Source organism: Pigmentibacter sp. JX0631 (assembly GCF_029873255.1).
GTDB lineage: Bacteria > Bdellovibrionota_B > Oligoflexia > Silvanigrellales > Silvanigrellaceae > Silvanigrella.
The window spans coordinates 2,580,720-2,605,337 of record NZ_CP123622.1 but is presented as its reverse complement, the minus strand read 5'-3'; the positions used below and the strand labels follow the sequence as shown (position 1 = coordinate 2,605,337).

The 24,618-nt window shown below is 30.5% G+C and carries 18 protein-coding genes; 5 read left to right on the top strand and 13 right to left on the bottom strand.

The window, feature by feature from the left end:
• Nucleotide 1: 1 nt before the first annotated feature.
• From tgt to alr, 3 genes are read right to left on the bottom strand one after another with little or no spacing between them, the layout of a single operon-like run.
• Nucleotides 2-1,276: a tRNA guanosine(34) transglycosylase Tgt gene (gene tgt, locus QEJ31_RS11345; RefSeq protein ID WP_280590219.1), complete on the bottom strand. Its 1,275-nt coding sequence runs from the start codon at nt 1,274-1,276 to the stop codon at nt 2-4.
• A 2-nt stretch (nt 1,277-1,278) separates the two neighbouring features.
• Nucleotides 1,279-2,451 (bottom strand): tRNA preQ1(34) S-adenosylmethionine ribosyltransferase-isomerase QueA, encoded by a 1,173-nt coding sequence (queA, locus tag QEJ31_RS11340; RefSeq protein ID WP_280590218.1) that lies wholly within the window; start codon nt 2,449-2,451, stop codon nt 1,279-1,281.
• The gene (alr, locus tag QEJ31_RS11335; protein ID WP_280590216.1) at nt 2,451-3,665 is read right to left on the bottom strand and encodes an alanine racemase; all 1,215 of its coding nucleotides are present in this window, start codon (nt 3,663-3,665) and stop codon (nt 2,451-2,453) included. The genes queA and alr overlap by 1 nt, the downstream gene beginning before the upstream one ends.
• Nucleotides 3,666-3,820: 155 nt before the next feature.
• Between alr and QEJ31_RS11330 the strand changes: the two genes are divergently transcribed.
• On the top strand, nt 3,821-8,230 hold the full coding sequence (locus QEJ31_RS11330; protein WP_280590215.1) for a hypothetical protein: 4,410 nt from the start codon (nt 3,821-3,823) through the stop codon (nt 8,228-8,230).
• 170 nt (nt 8,231-8,400) lie between these two features.
• Complete coding sequence (rpmF, locus tag QEJ31_RS15750; protein WP_348524540.1) at nt 8,401-8,607, top strand: 50S ribosomal protein L32; 207 nt, start codon at nt 8,401-8,403, stop codon at nt 8,605-8,607.
• Nucleotides 8,608-8,670: 63 nt separating this feature from the next.
• Here rpmF and QEJ31_RS11325 read toward each other — a convergent pair whose 3' ends face one another.
• From QEJ31_RS11325 to QEJ31_RS11290, 8 genes are all read right to left on the bottom strand, one after another.
• Nucleotides 8,671-9,861 (bottom strand): MFS transporter, encoded by a 1,191-nt coding sequence (locus QEJ31_RS11325; protein WP_280590213.1) that lies wholly within the window; start codon nt 9,859-9,861, stop codon nt 8,671-8,673.
• A 46-nt stretch (nt 9,862-9,907) separates the two neighbouring features.
• A complete protein-coding gene (locus QEJ31_RS11320; protein WP_280590212.1) occupies nt 9,908-10,660 on the bottom strand; it encodes a phytanoyl-CoA dioxygenase family protein in 753 nt (250 codons plus the stop codon).
• 38 nt (nt 10,661-10,698) lie between these two features.
• Nucleotides 10,699-12,459: a hypothetical protein gene (locus QEJ31_RS11315; RefSeq protein WP_280590210.1), complete on the bottom strand. Its 1,761-nt coding sequence runs from the start codon at nt 12,457-12,459 to the stop codon at nt 10,699-10,701.
• A gap of 253 nt (nt 12,460-12,712) precedes the next feature.
• Nucleotides 12,713-14,383 carry a hypothetical protein gene (locus QEJ31_RS11310; protein ID WP_280590208.1) on the bottom strand — a complete coding sequence of 557 codons (1,671 nt, stop codon included), beginning with the start codon at nt 14,381-14,383 and terminating at the stop codon, nt 12,713-12,715.
• Between the two features lie 209 nt (nt 14,384-14,592).
• Nucleotides 14,593-15,291, bottom strand: a complete 699-nt coding sequence (locus tag QEJ31_RS11305) for a transporter substrate-binding domain-containing protein (protein WP_280590206.1) — start codon at nt 15,289-15,291, stop codon at nt 14,593-14,595.
• An 84-nt stretch (nt 15,292-15,375) separates the two neighbouring features.
• A complete protein-coding gene (locus tag QEJ31_RS11300) occupies nt 15,376-17,367 on the bottom strand; it encodes a hypothetical protein (protein ID WP_280590204.1) in 1,992 nt (663 codons plus the stop codon).
• A 248-nt stretch (nt 17,368-17,615) separates the two neighbouring features.
• Nucleotides 17,616-19,490, bottom strand: coding sequence for a hypothetical protein (locus QEJ31_RS11295; RefSeq protein ID WP_280590202.1), 1,875 nt, complete (start codon nt 19,488-19,490; stop codon nt 17,616-17,618).
• Between the two features lie 72 nt (nt 19,491-19,562).
• Complete coding sequence (locus QEJ31_RS11290; protein WP_280590200.1) at nt 19,563-20,261, bottom strand: hypothetical protein; 699 nt, start codon at nt 20,259-20,261, stop codon at nt 19,563-19,565.
• Between the two features lie 169 nt (nt 20,262-20,430).
• Here QEJ31_RS11290 and QEJ31_RS11285 point away from each other — a divergent pair, with 169 nt between their 5' ends.
• Complete coding sequence (locus tag QEJ31_RS11285) at nt 20,431-20,673, top strand: hypothetical protein (RefSeq protein WP_280590199.1); 243 nt, start codon at nt 20,431-20,433, stop codon at nt 20,671-20,673.
• A gap of 7 nt (nt 20,674-20,680) precedes the next feature.
• Here the strand turns inward: QEJ31_RS11285 and QEJ31_RS11280 are convergent, their stop codons facing one another.
• Both QEJ31_RS11280 and QEJ31_RS11275 read right to left on the bottom strand, forming a co-directional pair.
• Nucleotides 20,681-21,328, bottom strand: a complete 648-nt coding sequence (locus QEJ31_RS11280; RefSeq protein ID WP_280590197.1) for a hypothetical protein — start codon at nt 21,326-21,328, stop codon at nt 20,681-20,683.
• Between the two features lie 3 nt (nt 21,329-21,331).
• Entirely contained in the window at nt 21,332-21,946 is a 615-nt protein-coding gene (locus QEJ31_RS11275) for a hypothetical protein (protein ID WP_280590195.1), read from the bottom strand.
• Between the two features lie 212 nt (nt 21,947-22,158).
• Between QEJ31_RS11275 and fni the strand changes: the two genes are divergently transcribed.
• Both fni and QEJ31_RS11265 read left to right on the top strand, forming a co-directional pair.
• Nucleotides 22,159-23,265 carry a type 2 isopentenyl-diphosphate Delta-isomerase gene (gene fni, locus QEJ31_RS11270; protein WP_280590194.1) on the top strand — a complete coding sequence of 369 codons (1,107 nt, stop codon included), beginning with the start codon at nt 22,159-22,161 and terminating at the stop codon, nt 23,263-23,265.
• Between the two features lie 10 nt (nt 23,266-23,275).
• Nucleotides 23,276-24,598, top strand: coding sequence for a hydroxymethylglutaryl-CoA reductase, degradative (locus QEJ31_RS11265; RefSeq protein WP_280590192.1), 1,323 nt, complete (start codon nt 23,276-23,278; stop codon nt 24,596-24,598).
• Nucleotides 24,599-24,618: the final 20 nt, after the last annotated feature.

The window sequence follows — 24,618 nt, the reverse complement described above, 5'->3', positions numbered from 1 at the left end:
GCTAGACACTCCCAGGGGCATATTTCCTTCTAATAGAAGATAGGGAAGAAAATATTGTTCCTGCTCTTATCGACTCACGCATTTCAAAAGTTAGATCATATAAAAATTGCAAGTTATGTATCGACAACAATCTAAAGACTAGTAATTCTTCTGCAACAAAAAGATGACGTAGATAGGCGCGGGAATAATTTTTACAAGTGTAACAATTACATTCTGTATCCAATGGGAGTTTTGAACTTTTGTGGATAGAATTCTTGATTTGCATTTTTCCATTTGCAGATGCAGTCGATCGCACAAAAACGCTGCCATTTCTTGCATTGCGAGTAGGCATTACGCAATCGAACATATCTATTCCAAGAAGAATTGCGTCTATTAAATCATCAGGAGCTCCTACTCCCATCAGATAACGCGGCTTGAAATGTGGCATCCAAGGTATAGTAGCGGATAATAACCTACGCATTTCACGTTTAGATTCTCCTACTGACAAACCACCAATAGCATATCCTTCAAAATCATTTTCAACCAATTGTTTAATACTTTGTACCCTTAAATCACCATACATGCCGCCCTGCACAATTCCAAATTGCGCTCTATTCAACTTATTCCGAGCAGCTCTTGCTCTTTTTGCCCACCGCATTGATCTTTCCATACTGGAAAGAGCTTCAGCATGTGTAGCAGGGTAAGGAGTGCATTCATCAAGAACCATTTGAATATCAGAATCAATATCTTCTTGAATTTTTACCACATTTTCAGGTGTTAAAGTTATTTTAGCGCCGTTGATATGATTTGCAAAAGTAGCTCCTTCTTCTGTTAACTTACGAATTTTAGCTAAACTCATTACTTGAAAGCCGCCACTATCCGTTAAAATTGCACCTGGCCAACGCATAAACTCGTGCAGACCGCCAAACTCATGCATCAATTCCATACCAGGACGAAGATTTAAATGATAAGTATTACCAAGAATAAGTCTATAACCAATAGAGTACACATCTTCAGGAGAAAGAGATTTTACACTTCCTACAGTCCCAACAGGCATAAAAATTGGGGTTTCTAGTTCTACCGCTCCAAATTTTAGCTTTGTTATTCTTGGGCCTACCTTATCTAATAGTGATAAGTCAGAAGCTTGCGCAATTCCTTTTTGCTGAACTTGTTCAAACTCTGTGTAAAGATCTTGAGCTTTTAAATCATTGGTATCAAAATCCCCGCATTTATAATTTTCAGGTAATGGCAAAGATTGAAGCAAATTAAATTCTATAAGATTTCTTTCTGAAAACATTTTTAATTTCTTTCTCCAAATATAAGAAGACTGGAATCTCCATAACTTAAAAAACGATAGCGTTTTTCTATAGCATGTGCATAAAATTTTTGCCAAAAATCATACCCCATTAATGCGGCTATTAACATTGCTAAAGTGCTACATGGTTGATGAAAATTAGTTATAATTCCATTTCCAATAAATGGTTTAACAGTCGCAAATTTATTTTTTGGATAAATAAATAATTTTGTTTGAAACCATCTATCTGCATATGGCATTAATACTTGTGTTAAATTTTTATTTACAAGATTTTTATTAAACTCTTCATAATTTAAATTTTGAAATACATGGCGAAAGAAGCTTTCCACCGCACGTAAAGAAGTAGTTCCGACAAATACAATTGGCCATTTATTTTCTAAATGTTCAATAATTTTTTTTACAAGTTCTTGTGAAAGCATATATATTTCTTCATGCATATCATGTTCTTCAATATTTTCACTTTGAACAGGTAAAAAAGTACCAAGACCAACATGCAAAGTAGCGGAAGAAAATGTTATATTTTGTTCTTTACATTGCTTAATTATTTCTTCTGTAAAATGCAGTCCTGCTGTAGGTGCTGCACTGCTTCCTTGTTCATTTGAATTAGCATAAACCGTTTGATAACGCTCTTTATCCATCGAATTATAATTTTTGACTTTATTAGGATCTCTTTGAATATAAGGAGGTAATGGCATTTCACCAAATTTATCTAAAATAGTATCAAGCAATTCGTTTTGCACTAAAGAAACAGAAGGATTTTCAAGATTTATTACTTTAAAAAGAGGAATTTTTCTATCATCATCGGAATATAGAATTTCTCCAACTTTTAATTTGCTTTTTGGTCTAAGTAAACAAGAATAAACATCTTTTATACCTCTTTCTAAAAAGAAAACTTCTCCTCGACCACCAGAAATGCGTTGAATCCGCACGCGTGCGGGATATACCTTGGAATTATTTGCAATTAGCAAAAGTTTTTTTTGTTTCTCTGATAAGGAAAATAAATTATTCAATATCTTTGGTAATTCTTCAAAATTATAATCAAGAATAGATTTTTCATTGGAACTACAAACAAGAAGTTTACTCGCACTTCTTTGTGATAATGGAACTTGAGCAATGAGATCTTCAGGCAACTCATAGTTAAAAAATTCTTTTTTCACTAATCTACAACCATTCTTTTTAAGTGGGGGGCAATTCGCGTCACTACTTCATAGTTAATGGTTTGTGCCCAGTCTGCAATTTGTTCAGCAGAAACAGACTCATTGCCATCTTTCCCTAAGAGTGTCGCAACAACTTCAGAAGTGTTTTCTCTTGTTGCTTCCGTTACGTCAACAATTATATGATTCATCATCACTCTTCCAAGTATTTTACAACGAATTCCGTTTACAAGAGCATATCCTTTATTGGATAAAAGTCTTGGGTATCCATCAAAATATCCCACAGGAAATAAAGCTACTCTTAAATCCCTATCTGCCCTACAAGAGCATCCATAGCCTATGTAAGTCCCAGCGGAGATTTTTTTAATACTTTGGCTTCGACATTTCCAAGTTAAAACTGGTTTTAAACTCGGCAGTTCACTTTTTACTACTTTAGCTGATAACTTTGTTTCGTTTGAAGGCCATAATCCATACAGAGAAATGCCAATCCTAGCTATATCATAATGGGAATCTGGTATTATGAGCGTTGAGGCGCTTTGGGCAATATGTTTTTCTAGCTTATAACCTATGTTAAGTTCGGCGGTGATTAAATCATATGCTTTATCTAATTTTGTGAGCTGTTCAAATGCATAAGATTGTTCAGTTACATCTTCCGTGTTAGCAAAATGGGACATCACACCTTGCACATAAATTAAATCATTGTTTTCCTTTAAAAAATTTAATTTTGTTTGAATTTCTTCTAACATAAACCCTTCTCGAGAAAGACCAGTATCTACATGCAAATGGGCTTTTAAAGGTCTATAACTATTTCCTTTTTCTTTTTCGCACTGTCTTAGTTCAGGAATAAAATTTTCCCAAAATGGACCCGTTATAGCAACTTCAATCACTTTCCTTGCACACAACACTGCTTCAGCTGGAGATATAGCACCTAAAACTATCACTCTTTTTTGGATTAACTCATTCTCTTTTTCATACTTCCGAATTTTAAAAGCATCCGAAGGAGAAATGACAAATAAAATGTCCACGTAACTGTGCATACATTCAAGTATTTCTTGAAATCCATGCCCATAAGCATTCCCTTTGATAACACCACCCAACACAATGTGAGAGTCTATCTGAGACCTGTAAGTATTGATATTTTTTATAATTGCTGATTTGCTTAGCTCGATCCATGAAGCGCAATCCTCGTGATCTATAATTTGAACTGACTCTGCCATGAACCAACCTCCCTGTGAAAAACTCAGGCATTAGAAAGAAAAGTGAGCTGTTTTCACAATTATAATATTTTTTAATTATTCGTAACAATCCTACGGAACAAAAAGTTTACACCGATAACTAACGGGGTTGTTAGAAGTTGTAGAATCGGGGCGATATGGATAATGAAAGGCTCATAGCACAAATATCTCAAAGAGAAGATGCGAGTGTTGACAAGGTTGCTAGTCTTAAAATTAAAAGCAGCCCTATCATTACACGCATGCAAAGAGCTGATGAGCTAAGAAGAAAGACAATTAAAGTAGAGGGACTAAACAAGTCTCGCTTTTGTAAATTAAAACTGCAAGAAAGCTTTGATCTTTTACAAAAAGCCCTTCCGTTTGAATATGGTGAAAATCTTGAAATCTTTTTAAAAACTAATGAATTTGAAGTTTTCTCTCGCTGGGTGGAAGGAACCACCTTATCCGATGCGAACAAAAAAGATTCTCCTTTAAAGGTTAACGATTTTATTCGTTTGAGAAATAGAATTAGATTTTGGGTACGTATTTTTGAATATTTGTCCTTTTATCATGCAAAAGGTATTATTCATGGAAATTTAAAACCGCAAAATATTCTTATTCGGGATAGAGCTACTGTTGACATTAAAGTAACGTACGAATCAGAATTTTTTGAAAGAAAAGAAGAAATTCCCCATATTATTTTTCTAGATGGCGGATATGCCCACTTTTTGCCTAGTTCTTATGAACAACAAAACAACGAAGAAAGAATTTCAATTTTTCAAAAAATAGTTGAAAAAAATTACTGGTTAGCACCTGAAGCAAGAGGATTAATAGAAGGATCATATCGTGAAAGTTCGGACATTTTTAGTCTTGCTGCAATTATGGCTTGGGACTTAGGATTGATAAAAGATTCGGGTTTAAGCGTGTTAGAACAAATTTGGTCAGCATTTTTAATTCCAGAATCTAATACATTTATTTTAGGAAATGATTGGTATAAATGGACAACTCGCCATCCTATCTTTGAAACCTTAAAAAGATTAAGAACTATCCTCTTAAAAGCCTTAGAACCTCTACCGGAAAAAAGAATATCGAATGCAAGAGAAATAGCATTTGAGCTTATTATGCTATCAAATAAGCTTACAGATAATATTGATGTACAAAATATTAATAATATTTTTTCCAATTATTCTTTTTCTCATTCTGATAAACACAATCAATTGTTACTAAATAAAAACTTTGATATTCCTGAACAAGTTAGTGATTTCATTTTACAAAAAAGCAATAAAGACAAAAATAGATTATGGATCGATGCAAAAACAATCGGTGCTAACAAACACCTTTTAATGCGAAATTTATGTGTTGGATTAAATATTATAAATAAACATACTTTTTTCTATCCAGTAAAATTTAGCTCGTTAAAAATACCTTTTTCAACCTTAAATGATTTATGTGAAAGTTTACTTAATTATGCGATATTTTTAAATCCTAAATTTCTCCAAGAAATGAAATCAATATTCTTTAATTTGGGTAATCAAGTTGAAATTTTATTTTATATTTTACCTTCCTTAAAAAAGTATGCAGAAAATAAAAATGTTTTGAAAAAATCAACAACAAATTCGCTCATTCAAATTACTCATGAATGGTTGTATAGTAACATAGAGAAAATTTTTGAAAGGATAATTTCTTCATCAGAAATATCTTTTATTATAATAGATGACATTAATCGTTCTGACTTTTCATCACTACCAGTTCTCCTAAATATAATCAAAAAAAATTCAATAAATAACAGATGGATTTTAGGTATTAGATCAGAAGAAGATATTTTTGATGAAGAAATTAAAAAAACTATCCAATTACTAAAAAGTCAAGATGTTATTTTTTCGAATTTAAAAGATGATAGAACAAGGACTTATTGGGTTTCAAAACTCAATCATTTAACAAGTCAACAAGCACGTTTTCTGGCAACATGGGCCATGGCTGACTTAAAAATTGATACTGACATTATAGAACTTCTTAGTAGTAAAGTAATAAATTTAAAAGAAATTTTTTCAGAAAAATATCATGAAGGAAAAGAAGATATAAATACAGTAAATTCTGAAATAAATGATTTGATTCAAGAAGAATCAAAAGAAGTAATTAGTGATCAAGCTAAACCTACTGAAGTAGATGAAGATTCAGAAGAAAAATTAGAAAAAAGAAAAAAAGATCCTCTTCATTTAGCATACGAAACTCTAAATGTTGCTATTAAAGTAGGTCTTGTTTCTGAAAATAGAGATATTTTAACAGGGCACTTAATAAGTTACTATTGGGAGCACCAATTTATTTGGTTAAGCTTATCCTTATTACTAAATAAAGATATTAAATCAAAAATATACTATTTATTATCAGAACATTTATGCAATAAATTAAACGAAAAAACCACATTATCTGAAATTATTCAAATATCAGAATATTTGTCGAGATCGGATCTTAAAAAATGTGCTTATAGTGCATACTCAGCTCTATTAATAGCGACAGAAGACTTATGTGATTACACTTCTACTGAATTTATTATTTCTAAATTACAAATGTTAAGTGAAAATATTGAAAAAGAATCTCCCGATGAAGCTCCTGTTCTAATTCCTAAAATAAGAGAACATATTGCCGATCTTTCCCTTTCTTTAGGAAAATACGAGCAAGCTGAAAAATATTATCAAGCAGTGAGTTGGAATACTGTTAATTTAAAAAGAAAAGCTATTTTAACTATAAAAAGTTTTTTCCCATCACAAATTAAAAAAAGAGAAAAAAGAACTGATGAATTTTATAAACTAATTCACTTATCAGAAGCTGCTGGCATAATAGAAAAATCATTATTTGAAACAAAAAGTTCTTATATCGGAATTATTGAGAGCGAAATATATAAAATACAAAAAAAATTACAAGAACAAACTGAATTTTTAAGTAAAGTAGATTCGAATAATTTAAAGATTTTGATGGAAAGCATAACGAATCCAATAGAGTTTCAAGAAAACGCTAAACAAGATAAAACAAAACTTTTCCCAAAAATGCGTCCTGTGCGCAGCGCAGTAATGTCGCGTTTTTTTAGATCGTGCATAGGGTGGATAGATAACAATATATTGATCCCACAAATAGTTAGAGTATTGAATTTTACTATTGAAAGCAATGATGGCGAAAGTATTGTCCATTTATTATTTTCTTTACTCATTTGTGCTGAAAGAAATATTCCCAGTCGCTTGAGAGCATTAATCATAGAAACTATTCTTGAGCTGTCCGGAAGATTAGGAAATGATTTAAATATTTTTGAAGCTTATCTATTAAAAGCTTGGTCTTCTATTTTTTATGACGGCAATTTACTAGAAGGTAAAAAAAATATAGATAAAATTAATTCATCAATGTCAAACGATCTTCCCTTTTCTTTACGCCAATGCACAAGAAAATTACAGATCTTAATAGAATTTGAATCGATGAGTTTTGATACAATTAAGAATCATAAAAATAATCCACAAAAGTATTTAAAAAAATTTCAAGATTACAACCTAACAGAATGGTATATAGGGAATGTTATATTTTCAGTTCAACAATCTCATTATAAATTAAAAAGAACGCCTGGTGATGAATTATTTATTGGAAACATTCTCGATGAAAAAACAGATCAATTACTTCTTTTAACTCATCTTTTATTCGAAAAAGGTCATGCACATGCTGCAGCCATTATTACCCAAGAAGCTAAAGAAGTTGGCATAAGACAATGGTTTGTTGATCCATCAACGCATATCGAATTTGTCCCTGAATTATTTGCCAACAAAATGTATGAATTATCGACTTTAAAGAAAAAAGTATTTGCCTCAGCACCTCAAAGCAAAGCAAATAGATTTTTAAATCAAATAAAAACATTAAAAAAATTTATGACCTTTACCAAACAAAATTCCTTAAAATATTGGGGAGAAGACAGAGCAATACTTACTGGAAATAAAATTGAAAAGGCAAATACACAAGATACAGAAAGATTACATTTTTTATCCCAAACTGCGATTTTATCAGGCTTTCACTGGACAGCATATCGCTTAGCATTAAAAGCAAGAACTGATATTATTGTCATTATTGATGATTTAAAAGACATTGAAAATACTGTAAAAGGACATGCTTCTATTCGGAAAGACCAAACAAGTTCTACGGAACTTATTTCGCAAAATTTAACCCGAATGAGTGAAAACCAGGGAAGATATGACGAACTAAAAGAAAGAACATACGTTAATTCAGAAGCATATCCTGAACAAGGGGTTGCAATAAACTATGTTCTAGAGTTTTTGCATAATTTTCAAAATAACATTCAAAACTCAAAACTATCTGAAGAAGAGCTCTTTCTTCTTGCCAACATGATCCGTCGCTCCATACCAAAGGATAGTGATATTATTGAATCAACTTTAGCTGGAGCATTGAAAGCCTCGGCTAAGAGAATGATATTAAAGGATAAACACCCAGAATCAGCCCCCGCAAAGGAACAACAAAACTCCCAAGAAGAAGAAAAATCAAAACAAAATGAGCAAGAGAATTTGAAGCAGACAGGATAGCTATTGACATAGCTAATTGAGTCCATTATGAAGATGGGACGTTTTATTTGCGTGATGTGTGATGTGGAGAAATTTTCTCAGGAATATCACACCCGTTTATTCTTGAAAATTTTTGTACTGTATTTCAAAGGGGATAACCTTCTGAAATTACTATAAAAGGATACCCTCGTATGCCAACTCCAAAGATGAAAGTTTCCCGCGCTCGCCGTAACTCACGCCGTGCTCACGACTCTCTAACAGCTATCAACTTTTCTAAATGTTCTAACTGTTCAGCACCAAGACTTCCTCACTCAGTATGTGAGTCTTGCGGTTTCTACAAGGGTCGTTTTGTAGCTAAAAACATCCTTAAAGCTGACCTATTGGCTGTATTGCGCTAATTGTAAGTTTTCCAAAATAAAAACAGGGGATGGTTCCAATATCATCCCCTGTTTTATTTTTACCTAATTGCTAGAAGCCCCCCGACGCACATAAAATTCTAATATTTTTGGTTTATTTAACCAAATTAAATACATCAACAGACAAAAGATGATGAATCCTCCAACAAAGAAAAATGTTGTAGGAATTGAAAAATAATGCGCTAACAATCCGTTCGTTAAATTGCTCCCAAACATTCCAAAAGAGTATGCTATGTTATAAATCGCATAGGTAACAGCATACGCCCCCGTATTTCTTCTATCTGCAACAGAACTAAGCTCAGAAAGAGTAGGATTCAACGCAAATCCATACGCTATATTTGCAAATGATAAAGCAATACCTGCATTTAACAAATTTTTTGAAAGACACAGAATAGGTATAGATAGCGCTAAAAGAAATAGTCCAACAAACATTACTTTTATGGGATGAAACTTATCTGTAATTGCACCAATGAAAGGACAACTTATTCCATAAATTAAACAGCTAATTGAAAATAAAGCTCCAATTTGAGTGGGATTTGCAGAAGCAGTGTTTTTCAAAAAAATAGGATATAGGGGTTCTAAAACACACCAGCACCATGCGACCATGCCAATCACGGCTGATGAAAGTAATATGGTTTTGTCCTTTGAGAGCGAAATAATTTCTTTTATTGGAATTGTTTCTTTTATCTGAGTATTTTTAATCCAATGAAATCTACAGAACAAATCACAAACCATAAACCCAGCTAAAATTAAAAAAGGAAATTGATAATTAAACTTTTCAAAGAAAAAACCGCCTAACAAAGGACCAATAAGTAAACCAATTGTGTTACCGAGTAATGCATAACCAAGCATTTGTGCTCTTTTCATTGAAAAATGATCAGTTATAAATGCCAAACCGGAAGTCCAAGTAGTAGAAGCTGCAATTCCTTGGGCAAATTTGGCAATCACTAAGTAAACAAAATGATGCGAGAATGCAAAAATACCTAACGCAACAAATTGAATTATCACGCTTAATAACATTGGTACCCGTCTGCCAAATCTATCAGACAAAAAACCAATTAAAAATGTAAACATGATAACGCCTAAAGCATAGCTTGCACTTAATATTTCATACATCCAATCAGCAGAAAGCTGTGCGGGTGAAAAAGGGAGCAAGGGAATTAACAGCCCATAAAATAGGCCATCAGTAAACAAAGCTAATGTAACAACAATCATAATCTTAAATGACTGAGGCATATATCTCCAGACTTCCGTATTTAATTTTTTTATTTTTTAGTTTTTCTTAGTAATCATTATACCAGTTTTTGTGATACACTTTATAAATCACCATGCGAGGATCTATTGATTTATTTTCTCTTCCGCGATGAAATATTCTTCCATCAAACAACAAGACAGATCCCGCTTGTACTTCCGTCTGAAATTTTGGTAAATCAACACATTCATTAAAAGATTTTTTATGTGAAGATAAAATAAATTCAGTCGAACCATTTTGCACATTTATATTTTCTAATGGTATAAGCAAAGTATAATAAAATGGCGGCATTAATTTTACTTCAATAGAGTCATCATAATTATCTTCGCTTCCTTCTCCCTTGTCAAAAAAAGGATAAATATCTCTGTGCCATGGGCCATTATCAGAATTAGGGATTGCCGGCACGACTCCTGCATGTTGGCTGTACTGTGTTTTTAATTTCATTTCCATTAAACTATGAATAGGTTCTGGATTTAAAAATTCTTCTGTTGCAAATATTCCCTCAGAAGTATTTAATGAATAATCATATCTACCTTTGGCAAGTTCGATAATTTTTTCATTATTTAGGTCATTGTAATATTTTTTTTTGTTGTAATATATTTTATCAAATGCTGTAATATATTCACGTATTTGTGGATTTGAATTTTGAACGATATTTTTTACATCAGCAAATCTTTCTAAAGCAGCACTTTCAAATAATTTAAGAAGATTTGAAGAAAAAACATTAGGAATAACTACAACACCGTCACTATCCAATTTTTTAGAGTATAATTCTAAATTCATTTTATATTAACCTTTCACTTCTAATTATTGAAAAAGTTTTAATCTCGTCCCCAAACTTCAACAATAAAATCAGAATAAGGAACATTTCTGGGGCTTGCTACGTAACCTAATTCAATACCTGAACATAAGGAAGAATGATTAGCTTGTATCGTATTTGTAAGAATTTCATAACCAGCATATACGCCAGCAAAAATAACTGGATCAAAGCCACGATACCAAGGTTTATTACACATTAAATCGAATCTAATATTTTGATTTAAAACTAACTTATTATCTAATGTTTTTAAGCGAAAATAAACGCTAGAATACTTTCCGCTATCAACAATACTTTTAAAGTCAAGAAAGTCTACAGAAGATCTTTTTTGTTGTCCAGGCAAAGGATATCTTCCTGATTTTGTTTTAGCTATTAAAGAACCTATGTTTGGCTTTAAAAAACTTTCATCATAATCAAGTAGTATATGACTTATTTTTTCTTTATAGTTACTTAAACATTCAATTAAATTTTTATGACATTCTTTTGAGAAATTTCTTAAAGAATCAATATTTATTTCAGACTTATCTAAAATTTCTTTCAAATTATTTCTCTCATCAATTGCTAAATTTGTGGATTCTAATATAGAATTCGCAATTGAGTAATTATTTACTTCTCTTGAAATAGCTTGATGAATAATATTTTTTAACTTTGAGTAATTTAAAGAATCATTATAATTTTCTATCCAATTAAAATTAAAGAATTTACCACTTGGGTCTAATATATTTAATTCATCATAAGGCATTGTTTGAGAAGACTCTACTACCCAAGAGTCTGGATTATTTGGACTAAGTTGTTTACTAAAATCTTCAGAAATATATTTATTCAATTGATTAATTGTATTTTGACACTCTTCAATTTTGGAAATCTCACAAGATGTCTTCATACTCAAAATTTCAGTTAAATTAACAGGATTTCCACCTAGCTGAACAGCATATAAATTTAGATGCATGCCTTTTTTAGTTTCATCATCTAAATATTTAACATTTGTATTAATACCTATCTTTCCCGCTACCGATAGAATATTTTGTGCTAACCCTAATTTTCCTTCAACAGTGTTTAAAGTTTTCTGTGAATCAAAATTTAATTTTAAAGTTATAAGAAGTTTAGCTGACAATTTTTGTGAAACTACTACTTCATCTCCACATTTTTTAATAAAATTGAAGGGATCGTTTAATTTACTGTCATTGTTAAAGTAACTATATGCAAAAGGTTTCAAAGTTAATTTACTTTCCTTCGTGTTAGAAACTTTTGCTTCTCCTAATCTAACATAAACAGAATATGTGGTAGTGCGGCTGAGTCTAGAGCTTGCTGCTTCACGGGAATATTTTATTTCTGGTGATAATTCTATTCCTTTTACTGGTACAGTAGCTGAAACACCTACATTTAAAGCTGTTCTGAAATCTTCTTCTTTCATATTATCTGACAAACTAATTGCAGTTTTTTCAATAGATTTAGGAAATAAGATAGCATCACTTTCTACACAGGTGTCAGTAAATGAATATCCCATTTTATTAAAACCTTGCAATATTGAGTTTGCAGTTGCTCCTGTTGTAGGAATAAAACTTTGCTCGTCTACTGTAGCATCGTCATCTTTTCCATTTTCATAATCTAAAAAATCTTTTTCTTGCATACTGCTGTTTGAAAGGTTTTGTGTAACCGCTAATTGATTTTTAGGGGCACTTGAAAAATTTTCTTTTTTTCCACAAGAATAAAATGAAATAGCAATAAAAGAACAAATTGGCAAAATAGTATAACGTTTTTGCATAAAAGACCTCTAATAATCATTTTGTTAACTGACCAACAAGTATTTTGAGGATAATAAATTTAATTCTACAAATTGCAAGAAAAATATTCTAACTTTAGTTAATAAATTTTAGGATTATTTTTGGTAAGCATATAAAGTTACTATTATTGAGAAATAACTATTAAATAAATAGTGTTTTATTATGAAAAAAATATTTATAATTAGAATGGAAGAAAAATCGAAAGAATAAATTTAAATATTTTTCTTTAAAAATTTATTCTTTCCCCCAAAATTCAACCATGAAATCAGAATGATTCATATTTTTTGGACTTGCCACATATACCATTTCATCATTTCCACAAATTCTACTATAATTTAGCTCTAAAGTATCAATAGTAACTTCATAGTCATTAAAAGCGCTTGCTACAATTATAGGATCATCACCACGGTACCATGGCTTATTACACATTAAATTAAACCGTACAGATTTATCACGAATTAACATGTTATCAATTGTTTTAATTTTAAAATAAACACTATTAAATTTTCTATCTTCTATTACAGCCTTTAAATTTATAAAGTCACTGGAAGATCTATTTTTTTGCCCCTCAGAAGGGAGGCTATCAGAACGTATTTTACTAATTAATCTACCAATATTTGGCTTAAGATAATATTCATCATAACTTTCTAAATATTCTTGAAAACCAGATTCTTTATTTAATAAGCAACTTTTTAAATCTGAATAGCATAAAGCTGAGTAATTTCTTAAAACAGATATATTTTTCTTGGTTTTTCTAATAATCTCTTCTAATTCATTTTTTTCATCAGTTGCTAAATTGCTATTATTAATTATAGAAGTAGCTATTGAATAATTAGCAAATTCTTTTGCTATTCTAGTAGATAAATCGGATTTCAAAATACTAAGATTAATTGAATCTTTGATATCACTTGTCCAATTAAACTTTAAATATTTAGATTTACTATTTAAAATACTCATTTTATCATAGGAAGTTGTTTTTGAACTTTCTATTGCCCATGTTGACATATCATCTTCATCAAGTTGTTGTTTATAATCCTCTGAAATATATTTATTTAATCTTTGAAAAATTAAATTACATTCTTTTAAGTTATCAAGGCGACAAGAATTATGAGTTGAAATGACTTTCATCATATCCTCAGGTTGCCCACCAATTTGAATTCCGTGCAATTCTAACTTAATTTGTTTTCTGGTACTTTCTTTCAATTGATTAAGTTTAACTGTTGGCCCAACTTCTACCCCTTCTAAAATAAAAGCATTTAATACACCGCCAATATTTGCATTAAACTCCTTTAATGCTTTTACCGAATCAAAATTAAGTTTAATAGTAATCATGAGCTTTGAAGAATAAACTTGCGAAGTGACTAATTCATCCCCACATTTTTTAATAAAATTATAAGGATTAATTAAATCTCCTTCATTATTAAAAAAATGATCGTAGCTAGGTTTTAAAGTAAAATTATTTTCATGCGATGTGTCTATCTTGCTTTCACCTAATCTAACGTAAGCATGATAAGTAGTAGAACGACTTAATTTATTTACAGCTGCATTTTTTGAATAATTCATTCCTGCAGCAATATCTATTAATTCTCCTGGTAATTTTATGTCTGTACCAATATTTAATTTTTGCCTTATTTCATCATCTCGTAAATCATCAATATAACTTACTAATATTTTTTCAATATTACTTGGATAGATTATGTCTTTCTTTAAAAAGCAATTTTCTGCTAGTGTAACTCCCATATAATGAATACCTTGCATCATACCTGCCTGATTTTTATCTAGGCTAAAGTAACTTTGATTGATATTCTTTAATTTTTCATCTTCAACTTTTTTTTGCTTTCCGCACCCAGAAAATACGATAGGTATAAAGCATAATACAGAAAAAAATTTATGAATATTTTTCATAAAAACCCCAAACTATTTTATAGGTTTGTCTCCATAACCAAATAATAAATATTTTTTTATAAAAATCAATAAATTTTATAAATAATTTTAACAAAATTTTCTTATAGTTTATAAGGTATTATATAAATAATTGTTTTTATTAAAAATAAATAAAAACAATTTTATCTTTAAGTTTCTATTGAATAATTTTCAGATTAGAAAATGATATTTCAATTTGTATTAAATGCTTTTTTAAACTTTTTGATAACACTGGGATTTGTGCCTTTACTAAATGTGACATACATATTCCCATCTATTTTATCAGCTTCAATTAATTGTTCTAGGTCATCAAGTGATGCATTAAATTCTTTAATCTTTTCTTTCACTGTTCGATCACTTAAAATGATCAATTGACAGCGATTGTTTAAAAATTTCTCAATATTATTCGAGTAATGTGTTGTTTCTTCAAAATTAGTAAATTTTTCATATTTCAAACTCTCATGTGTATTTGTATCCCTTACTACACATATTGAGTATTTTTTTGCGTCATCAAATTTTGTCAGTTTTATATTTGTGTTTTTTTTCAATTTATAAAAATACAATTTTTGCTCATAAACCTTTATAGCAAAATCTAAATATTCCAAACGTTCAAACGTTTTCGCAACTGGAAATAGCATTACATTTTTATTGGTTCTGGCTGTTAAAAGAGCCCTTGTCCATTGAAGAACTTCAATTTTTTTAGGATCTAATTTTAATTTTTGAAATGCATTGACAACTTTTGAACCAATTTCACCACTTAAGGAATGATCTTCATTTACGACCACATAAGGAGGATTATTTTCAGTTACAAATTGCATTTCCTTGAAGACATCAGCATAGCAATTCAAACTCACAAATAAACTAAGCTTAACAAAAAAAGAGATTTGCATTTGAGACCTTATTTTTTTATAAATAACTAATAACATTTATAAAAAAATTAAAAATTGATGTCAATTCAAAAAACGTCAAAGTAATTATTCAGCCCAAATTTCATAATTAAATACACCTAATTTTTCTAAATCTGAATTTCTTGTACTTGCAAATAATTTCTTTCCTCTACATTGACTGATCATAGAATCAGTCACAGGATAAGTTTTATTCGGTAATAAATTTTGAAACCATATTTTACCAAAGGAATCAAAAAACCAAGTTGTGCATCTTAATGTTGAACTTAGATTTAAGACTGGAAATTTGTCGGGAGTTATTTTATTCCTGTGCATATCCAAATACTTAATCATAAAATTGGAATAGCCTCGTAATTGAAAAGTTTCAAAAAAATCGCTACTTATTCTATCGGATCGAAAGAAAGGTCCAAAATATCTTGGTTTTTTCCATTCTGCCTGACTCAAGGCAACTAAACTCCAAGTTTTGATGTCATCAAAAATAGGATTTTGCTTATTTACAATTAATGAATTATTACTAGAATAGTTTTTTTGACAGTGCGCTATATCTAAAAAGCATGAATTCATAAAACGAAATAAAGTATATAAATAATTTTCAGAATTTTCTTTCGTCTCGATAACCGCCGCAATTTCATCCGTTGCTAAATGCTTATATGCTATACTATTTTGAATATCTTGTGCTCGAATATAGTTTTGAAAATTTTGCCTTAAGTCTTTTCTAATTTGCAATTTAAATTTTGAAATTTCTAATGTTTGACTAGTGAGCTTTAAAATTTCTTTACTTATGTTACTTCCAGAGGGATCTGTAATAGTTACATTTCCATATAAAGATTTTTCAGTGTCTGCTAAGTAATATTTTTTATTATTATTTTTATCACTAGGATCAGTAGTACTACTTTTTAATTGTTCAGGAAAATCTTTGGCTGCATAATTTTGAATGGTAGTAAATAAAGAATCACATGCACCTGGATCACTCAATTTGCAATTTGCAGACAATAGTACTGGAAGTTTTTCAGGATCTCCACCTAACTGAATTGCTTTAATTGAAATACTGATATTTTTCTTTAATTCATCAGACATTTGATTCACTTTTATTTTTAATTCAGGAGACATTCCTTTCATATTAGAACCATTGTCAGCGCTAGATAAAACATCTTTTAACTCATCTATTGTCAAATTAATTTTATTATTTTTTAAGTTATTTGAATTTGATAATTCTGAATATAATTCACTTACATCGTTAAAATCATTTAATAAAGGATCTGCTATTCTATTTCTAATTTTAGTTTTTTTAATTGCTTCGACCACTGGTTCCCTTAATTCATTTCCATAAGCTGAGGTACTTGCTTCCGTGTTTTTACCACCTAAATTAAATGGCACTGGCATTGAAGCTCCCATAACAGATTCAAATTCTGATTTTGTTTTAGTATCAGAAAATATAAATTTAGCAGTTATAATTAATTGAGCTTTGATATTTTGCTTAATTATAAACTCATCACCACAAGAGTTAAAAAAATCTGTTTTACTATTTCTTAAAATTGTATAGTGCTCATTCCTCAATTTTAAAAAAGAAGAGTCTTTAATAGAAAGTTTATTATGTCCTCTGATGACTTCGATTGTAATACTAGATGATCTTGATAAACTATTAACCGCTGATTCCATAGAATATTTTACTTCTGGAGAAAGAGTTATTGGTACACCTGAAGCTTGGATAGGAATAGTAGCATTTACTCCAATACCTAATTTTCCAAGTAACTGCTCACTAGTAAGATTTTCCTCGTAAGCAATTTTTGATGATGGCTCATAAATGAAGTTGTAGGTATCATTTTCAAAACATCTTTCAGCTACTAATCCAGTAATACTATTGTAGCCTCGACCTATTGAGTCAGTTCTATCATCAATTTTATCGTTTAGATCGTTCATAAGATCACTAAATTTATTTTTAATAGAAGATCGATGTGAACTTAGAAAATTTTGTTTTTCTTCTTGAAAATATTTTTGCTCCTTTCCGCAGCCAAATAATAAAAAAATACTCGACGTAATGCATATCCTTGCATTTTTCATACATTAACACTCCTTGTTAGTACGGGTCTGATGCTTTTCTTTATGATTCCTTGATAAATTTTAGTAATCTAAAAAAAGAAATTTTTCAATATATAAATATTAAATAAATTCTTATATTATTTTTCCTTATTAATAAATTAAAGTAATTAAAAAAAGATAAATTATTATTGTCTTGATTAAACTCTTATTTTTTTTTGCTTTACTTCCCATTTAATTTTATTTTTCAGTGACAGAAAATAACAGAAATTTTATTGAGCCCATATTTCAAGAAAAAATTGACTTAATTTTCCTAAATCGCTATTAAACGATCCTGAAAAAGAAGCTTTTGTGCCACATATATTTGTTAAATGCTCAGTAATTGGAAATACAATATTAGGATTCACTTCATGCAACCAAACTTGTCCTAACGCATCGCTTAACCAAGCATGGCAGCGGAATGATGTAGCTAAGTTTACATTTGGTAATTTATCTATTGTTATTTTATTTCTGTCTTTGTCTAAATATTTGAAAAAAAATAAAGAATATCCTTGAAAGCTAGAATTAACAAAGAAATCTTGTGTAATTCTATCTGAATTAAAAGCTCCTAATATATATCTTACCGGTTGCCAATTTGCTGAAGTAAAAGCAAGGAGTTTCCAAGCTCTTATATCATTAAAACTTTTCTCGATATTTTGGTAATAAGCACTCTTATTATTTAAATATTCATTTTGACATTTTATTTTATCAAAATAACATTGATTTACAAAGCGCAATAAATTAAATAAATTATTTTCTGCTAAAGTTGCTGTTGTATGCACTAAATTTATTTCATCTTTTGCTAGTATATTAAAGCTTTTTGCTGATTTAATCTCTTGAGCTGCTAAGTAACCAGAAAAGCTTTCATTAATATCATTTTTTAAAATTGATTTAAATTTTGAAAACTCTACACTACTATCTGAATATTTTGCGATTTCTTGTCCTACACTAAGATTATCTTTAGTAAAAACAGGTAATGCACTATATAAAACTTTTTCAAATTCACTTGGATAAAATTTACTACCAAGATTTTTTTGGTTTAAATTTTGATCCTCTAAAAGCTGATCGGGAAAGTTATTCGCAGCATAATTTTGGATAGTTTTAAAAATCGAATCACATGTTTTTATATCTGATAGATTACATGCAGATACAAGAATTGTAGGCAATTTTTTAGGATTTCCTCCCAACTGTATTGCTTTTATACTTAAACTTATGTTTTCTAGTGTTTTTTGATTTATTTTACTTAATTTTGTTTTAATTTCAGGAGAGAGTCCTCCACCCTTACTGCCAACAAAGCTATTATACATATTTTTTGCAAAAGAAATAAATGAAGATAATTTGCTTTGTTTAACTTCAATTTGCGAACCATTATTTGTATTAGCAGATGGCAAAGGCTCTTCTGTAATTTCTTTTTTTGCAAAAAAAAGAAAAGGATTAGGTAAACTAGCACCAATAACACTCTCAAATTCTTGTTTAACTTTAATATCTGAAAAAGTATATTTTGCAGTTATGAATAGTTGAGCTTTTAAATATTGTTTAACAATAATTTCATCACCACAAAAATTAAAAAAATCACCCGAGTTTTGTTTCAAATATTTATAATAATTATCTTTAATTATATAAGAATTTGAATTATCTTTTAATGATATTTGATTGTATCCTTTTTTTATTTCAATTATTAAGTGAGAAGTTTTTGATAAATCTGTTATTGATGAGTCTCTAGCATAATTTATTTCTGGCGTAAGAGTTAATGGAACTCCAGAAATTTCAAGTGGAATATTTAAATTTATACCCGTACCAATTTTATTTAGAATTTGGCTAGAAGATAAATTTTCTTCATATGAAATAATCGACACAGGAGCTTCAATATACTGCACAACATCATTTTCAAAACATCGTTCTGTTGTTGTTCCCGTTATACTATTAAATCCTTTTCCAACAGAATCATAACGAATATCTATTGTTTTATTTAATTCAATAATTTCTTTTGGAAAACTAGAAGCTACTACGTCTCTAGAAATATTCATTCCTGAGTCAGGAACTCCTCCAGTTTTGGCACAAGCAATAACCAAAAATAGCACAGGAATTATTTGACCAAGAATTCGCATGGTTGCTCCTTGCAAAAAGCGCAACCTTCAGATCGGTATATTGAATAGTAAATTTAGTAAAACATAGTCTTCTTAACGCCTTATTACCCCTAAGGCCGTATGATTTGGTAATAGAACGGTTTCTGGAAGCATAATTGTACCTGGGTTTGTTACCGAATTACACCCAGTTTGAGCTCTATTTCCAAGAACAGCTCCAAATTTTTTTAAACCAGAGTCTATTTTTTTATTATCTAATGCTAAAATAATATTTTTATGATTCATTTTTAAATTTGCTAATTTAGTGCCTGCTCCTAAATTTGTATCAACCCCAAGCAAAGAATCACCTACATAATTAAAATGAGCTGCTTTTGCATGTGGCATTAAAATACTTCCTTTACATTCGGTTGTATGCCCTACAATAGCAGATTGAGCTATATAAACAGAACCTCGGACATATGCTCCATGCCGAATTATAGCTTCAGGGCCTATATAAGTCGGGCCTGAAATGAACGCCCCAGCTTCAACAACAGCCCCTTCAGCTACTACAATTAATTCTTTTTTTTCTAAAAAAGCATGTTCACTCACCGTCCCCTTAATTCTTTGTTCCGGTGGTATTTTTTGAATACAATTTTCAATAAATTTAGTCAGAGGTTTTCCTAGAGCTTGCCAAGGGTATTCAACTTCAAGCAAATAGCGATAGAGTTCTTCTGGTATATTTAGCTCTTTTGCTCTTTTTAATTCAAAAAGAAAGTCGTTAGTAACAAACTTTGATTCTATTGATATACGATTCATCATTCCTCCTATCAATGTGCTATTAGTTTAACAAATATCAAGAATTTTGAGAAGAACTTGGGAATGCTAATTTTTAAGTTAAGTATACTGACTTTTGTCCGAAAGATCTCTTGATTCCTGAAAACTAAACAGGAATCTAATAGATTCAGCTTAAAAAGGCGTGAATAAAATGTTTGATAAAAATGTATTTAAAGAACAATTTCGTTTATGGACTGAAGAAAATCCTAATGCTTCTTGCGAAGAAGCCAAAAAATTCTGTGAATTTTTAATTCCGTTGGAATACAAAGAAAAGTTTAATTGGTTAGAAGAAGAATCCCTTGCTTGGTTTGCTTGGAAAAAAGAAATGCATAGACAAAATAAATATCCTGAAACACAAGATCTTGAGGAAGATATTTCTAGAAATATGCATTAACGAAAAATTAAAATTTTATTTTAAGTAACTTTTCTCTAAGTTTTGATAAATAATCTTTTGCTTGCGTGTCTATTTTTGAAAAATCAAAGTAACTAGAATCCCAATTATTAGTAAAAGCAGATTTTAAATGTTTAAAAGCAAGACCTTCAGCTTCTCTATATATATTATCTTCATTAATAAATCTATCACCTTGAAAAACTAAATCACAAATGTCATGTAAATTTTTCCAATTGTTTGTTAATTTTGGATGTATTTTCAATTGATTCCAATGCATTAAACAAATAAAACGATCAATTTCACCTAACATTTCTATCTCAAGTTTAGATATATTTGAATTTAAAACTACAGTATCAATAATTATTTTAAAGTGGCTTATTTCTTCTGAAATAACAGCTAAAGAATTTAAGGATATAAACTCATTGTTTTCAATTTCATCAATGATGTAATTACCAAATTGAATTCCAATAAATAATTCATTACTTTCCGCATTTTCTTCAAATAGTGTCTGACCACAATTTGCAAGCAAATCATTTGAAGGAGAAGAAATTAAATAATCATCAATAGGTTCTTTGTTGTAAAAATTATAATAACCTGACAGTATACTTACTAAGTGATTGCAACTTGCGAAAAGTTTAGATTTATCCCTTATTTTCATTTACTAAACCTTGCGAGTTGAAACTTTTATAGGAGTTACTCCTCTTAAATATAATTCTTTTTCTAGTTTTGCACTATTTGTATTTAACCAAGCATCGTAAATGCTTAACAAAGATCTTTCATGTCCCGATTGTGTTGTTTGTTCTGAAATATCAAGTAAAATATCTACTGCGATATTAAAGCTACAACTCATTTCATAATAAATTTTGGACATTGTTTCTTGATATGTAGTTTTTCCTTTTAATAAATTAGACAACTCACTATAAGCAGATTCACCCATATTTACATAGTATTTAATATTAAAACTTTTCCTATTAAAATATTCTTGAAAAAAACCTGAGAAATATAACGCTGTATCAGCAAGTTTTTTATATAATGCTATTTTTTCATTATGAGGACTCTCAAGTGCTTTTTTTAATATTAAAACTAAACAATCCTCAGTATCATCTGTCTCCGTACTTCGGACGTAAGCACACAACAAATTGACTATATAAAACTCAACATTCTCTGTTAATTTAAGCCCTTGTCTTTCCTGTGCTTCAACAACCATTTCATGAAAAAATTGTGTTGGATTTAAACCTGTCATCCAAAGAGCATTTTGATCCAATTTGGAGCTCATTTTTGCCTCCAATTAACTTAACGAGATGACTTAGTTAATTTTAAAATACCCGAAATAAATAGTCAAACCCCGTCATTGTTGTATATCGTCAGATAAAATTGATGATTAAAGCTTTTTCTTTTGTTTCTCTTGATTGTAACTATTCATATTGGTAAGCCATTGAAAGGTGAATGAATAACCCTCAATTAAAACTAGCTGAGGAGCCCTAAATTTTGTCTAAAGAAGAAAAACCTAACAGTTCTCATGTTTTAACTACAATTGAAGATACACCAGAGTTAATGATCAGCCGAAAAAATGATCATATTACGATCTGTCAAACAAAAGATGTTGAGTCTATTGGAGAAAACTTTTCTCAATACTTCTTCACACCTGAAGCTTTGCCTGAATTTCATTTCAATGAAGTTAGTACATCACAAAATTTCCTTGGGAAAACGTTCTCTTTACCAATGCTTATTACTGGAATGACTGGGGGAGTTGCAAAGGGGCAAGAAATAAATGAAGCTTTAGCTTTGGCTGCTCAAAAATATAACATTCCTATGGGACTAGGTTCACAAAAAATGATGCTATCTGATTCAAAATTTCAGAAATTGTTTGATGTGCGGAAAGTCGCTCCAAACTTATTTTTAATCGGAAACTTAGGGGCGGTAAGTCTCAATTACGGCATTAAAATTGAAGACATTCAAAGACTTATAGATAAACTACAATTAAATGCATTTGCTTTGCATTTGAATGCTTTGCAAGAATGTATCCAACCAGAAGGTGAACGAAACTTTTCTAATTTATTAAATAAAATTGAAAATATTGTAAAAGTAATTTCCGTCCCCCTCATTATTAAAGAAGTTGGATCTGGAATAGCTCCTGAAACTTTCAAGAAACTTGTTTCAGCTGGAGTCGCTAGCGTAGATGTGGGAGGTAAAGGCGGAACAAGTTGGGGATATATCGAAGGTCTAAGATCCCAACAGGATGGACAACGCCTTGGCGAATTATTTCGCAACTGGGGGTTAAGAACAGATGAGTCATTATTGGCATGTTCTAGACTCAAAAAAGATCTTGGATACAATATCCCCTTAGTGGCAACTGGTGGTATTCGCAATGGTCTGCAAGTTGCAAAAGCTGTAGCTCTGGGAGCAACGATGGCGGGGGTAGGTTTGCCATTATTCAAGGCCGCTATTTCAAATGAAAATGGCTGCACCCCGTTAGAGTCAGTAGAAAAAGAACTGCAGTTTTTTCAAAAAGCTCTTTCAATTACTATGTTTTGTTCAGGAGCAAGAACTTTAAAAGAATTGAGTTCAAGAATCGCAGGAATAACTTCATGCTAAGGGCACTAAAATGAGAAAAGACAAACAGCAGGTTCTTTCCCGAAAAAATTCTCAAGTAGCTGATACTGCAGAAAATTCAGTTCATCAAGCTTCAAAACAACAACATCCACTTGCTTCTAGTAGAATTCCTAACTTTGCACAAATGACTGCAAAACAACGCTCTCTTGCCTTAACGACAAGAAATATTTTAAGCCACGAAGACGCTTCTATTTTAAACAATTCAGGCGCTTTAAATATAGACCAAGCAGAAAAATTTATTGAAAACTGTATCGGTGGTTTTACGTTACCTTTAGGAATTGCAACAAATTTTTTAATTGATGGAAAAGAAATTTTTATCCCTATGGCAGTAGAAGAATCCAGCGTTGTAGCGGCAGCTAGTTTTGGAGCAAAACTAGCTAGAACCTGTGGTGGATTTTCGTCAAGACCCACTGAAACTATTGCAACTTGTCAAATTCAATTCATTGTTGCCCCGAGTTTAAATATTTCAGTCCTTTTTCATGAATTTCTAAAAGATAAACTTATAGAAATAGCTCAAAAATGCCATCCTAGATTAATAGAAAGAGGTGGTGGGGTAAAAAGTGTAGAGTTAAGAAGTTTAAATAAACTCGGTTATTTTGTTTTACATGTAAATGTTGATACTAAAGAAGCAATGGGCGCAAATATAGTAAATAGTATTGCCGAAGAAATAGGAAGAAAATTACCAGAACTTATTCCCTGCTCAGTTGGATCCAAAATTTTAACTAACTTAACTACACACAGGATTACAAAAGTAAAATGTGAAATTGAATTTTCAGCTTTAGAACGTGATGGATATTCTGGTGAAGAAGCTGCAAAAAGAATTTGCTCAGTATGGGAATTTGCTGATTTAGATCCTTTTAGAGCAGCTACTCATAATAAGGGAATTATGAATGGAATAGATCCTGTTGTCATCGCAACAGGAAATGACTGGAGAGCAGTGGAAGCTGGTTGTCATGCTTATGCATCCCTAACAGGGGTTTATAAACCACTGACAAAATGGTTTATAAACTCAGCCCGTCGCTTACAAGGTGAAATTGAACTCCCAATTGCTGTTGGTACGGTAGGCGGAGTAACAAAGCTTCACCCTGCAGCAACTGCGTGTTTAAAATTGCTTGGTTCACCTACGGCATCGGAATTATCTGCAATAATTGCCAGTGTTGGTTTAGCGCAAAATTTATCAGCAATACGTGCTTTAGGCTGTGAAGGTATTCAAAAAGGTCATATGGCTCTTCATGAAAAGAATTTAGAAATGATGCGACAATATGATCATCTTCCAAGTATATCTGTAGTTGAAAACCAACGGCACAAAAATTAAAGAAGTTTTATTAATGCATA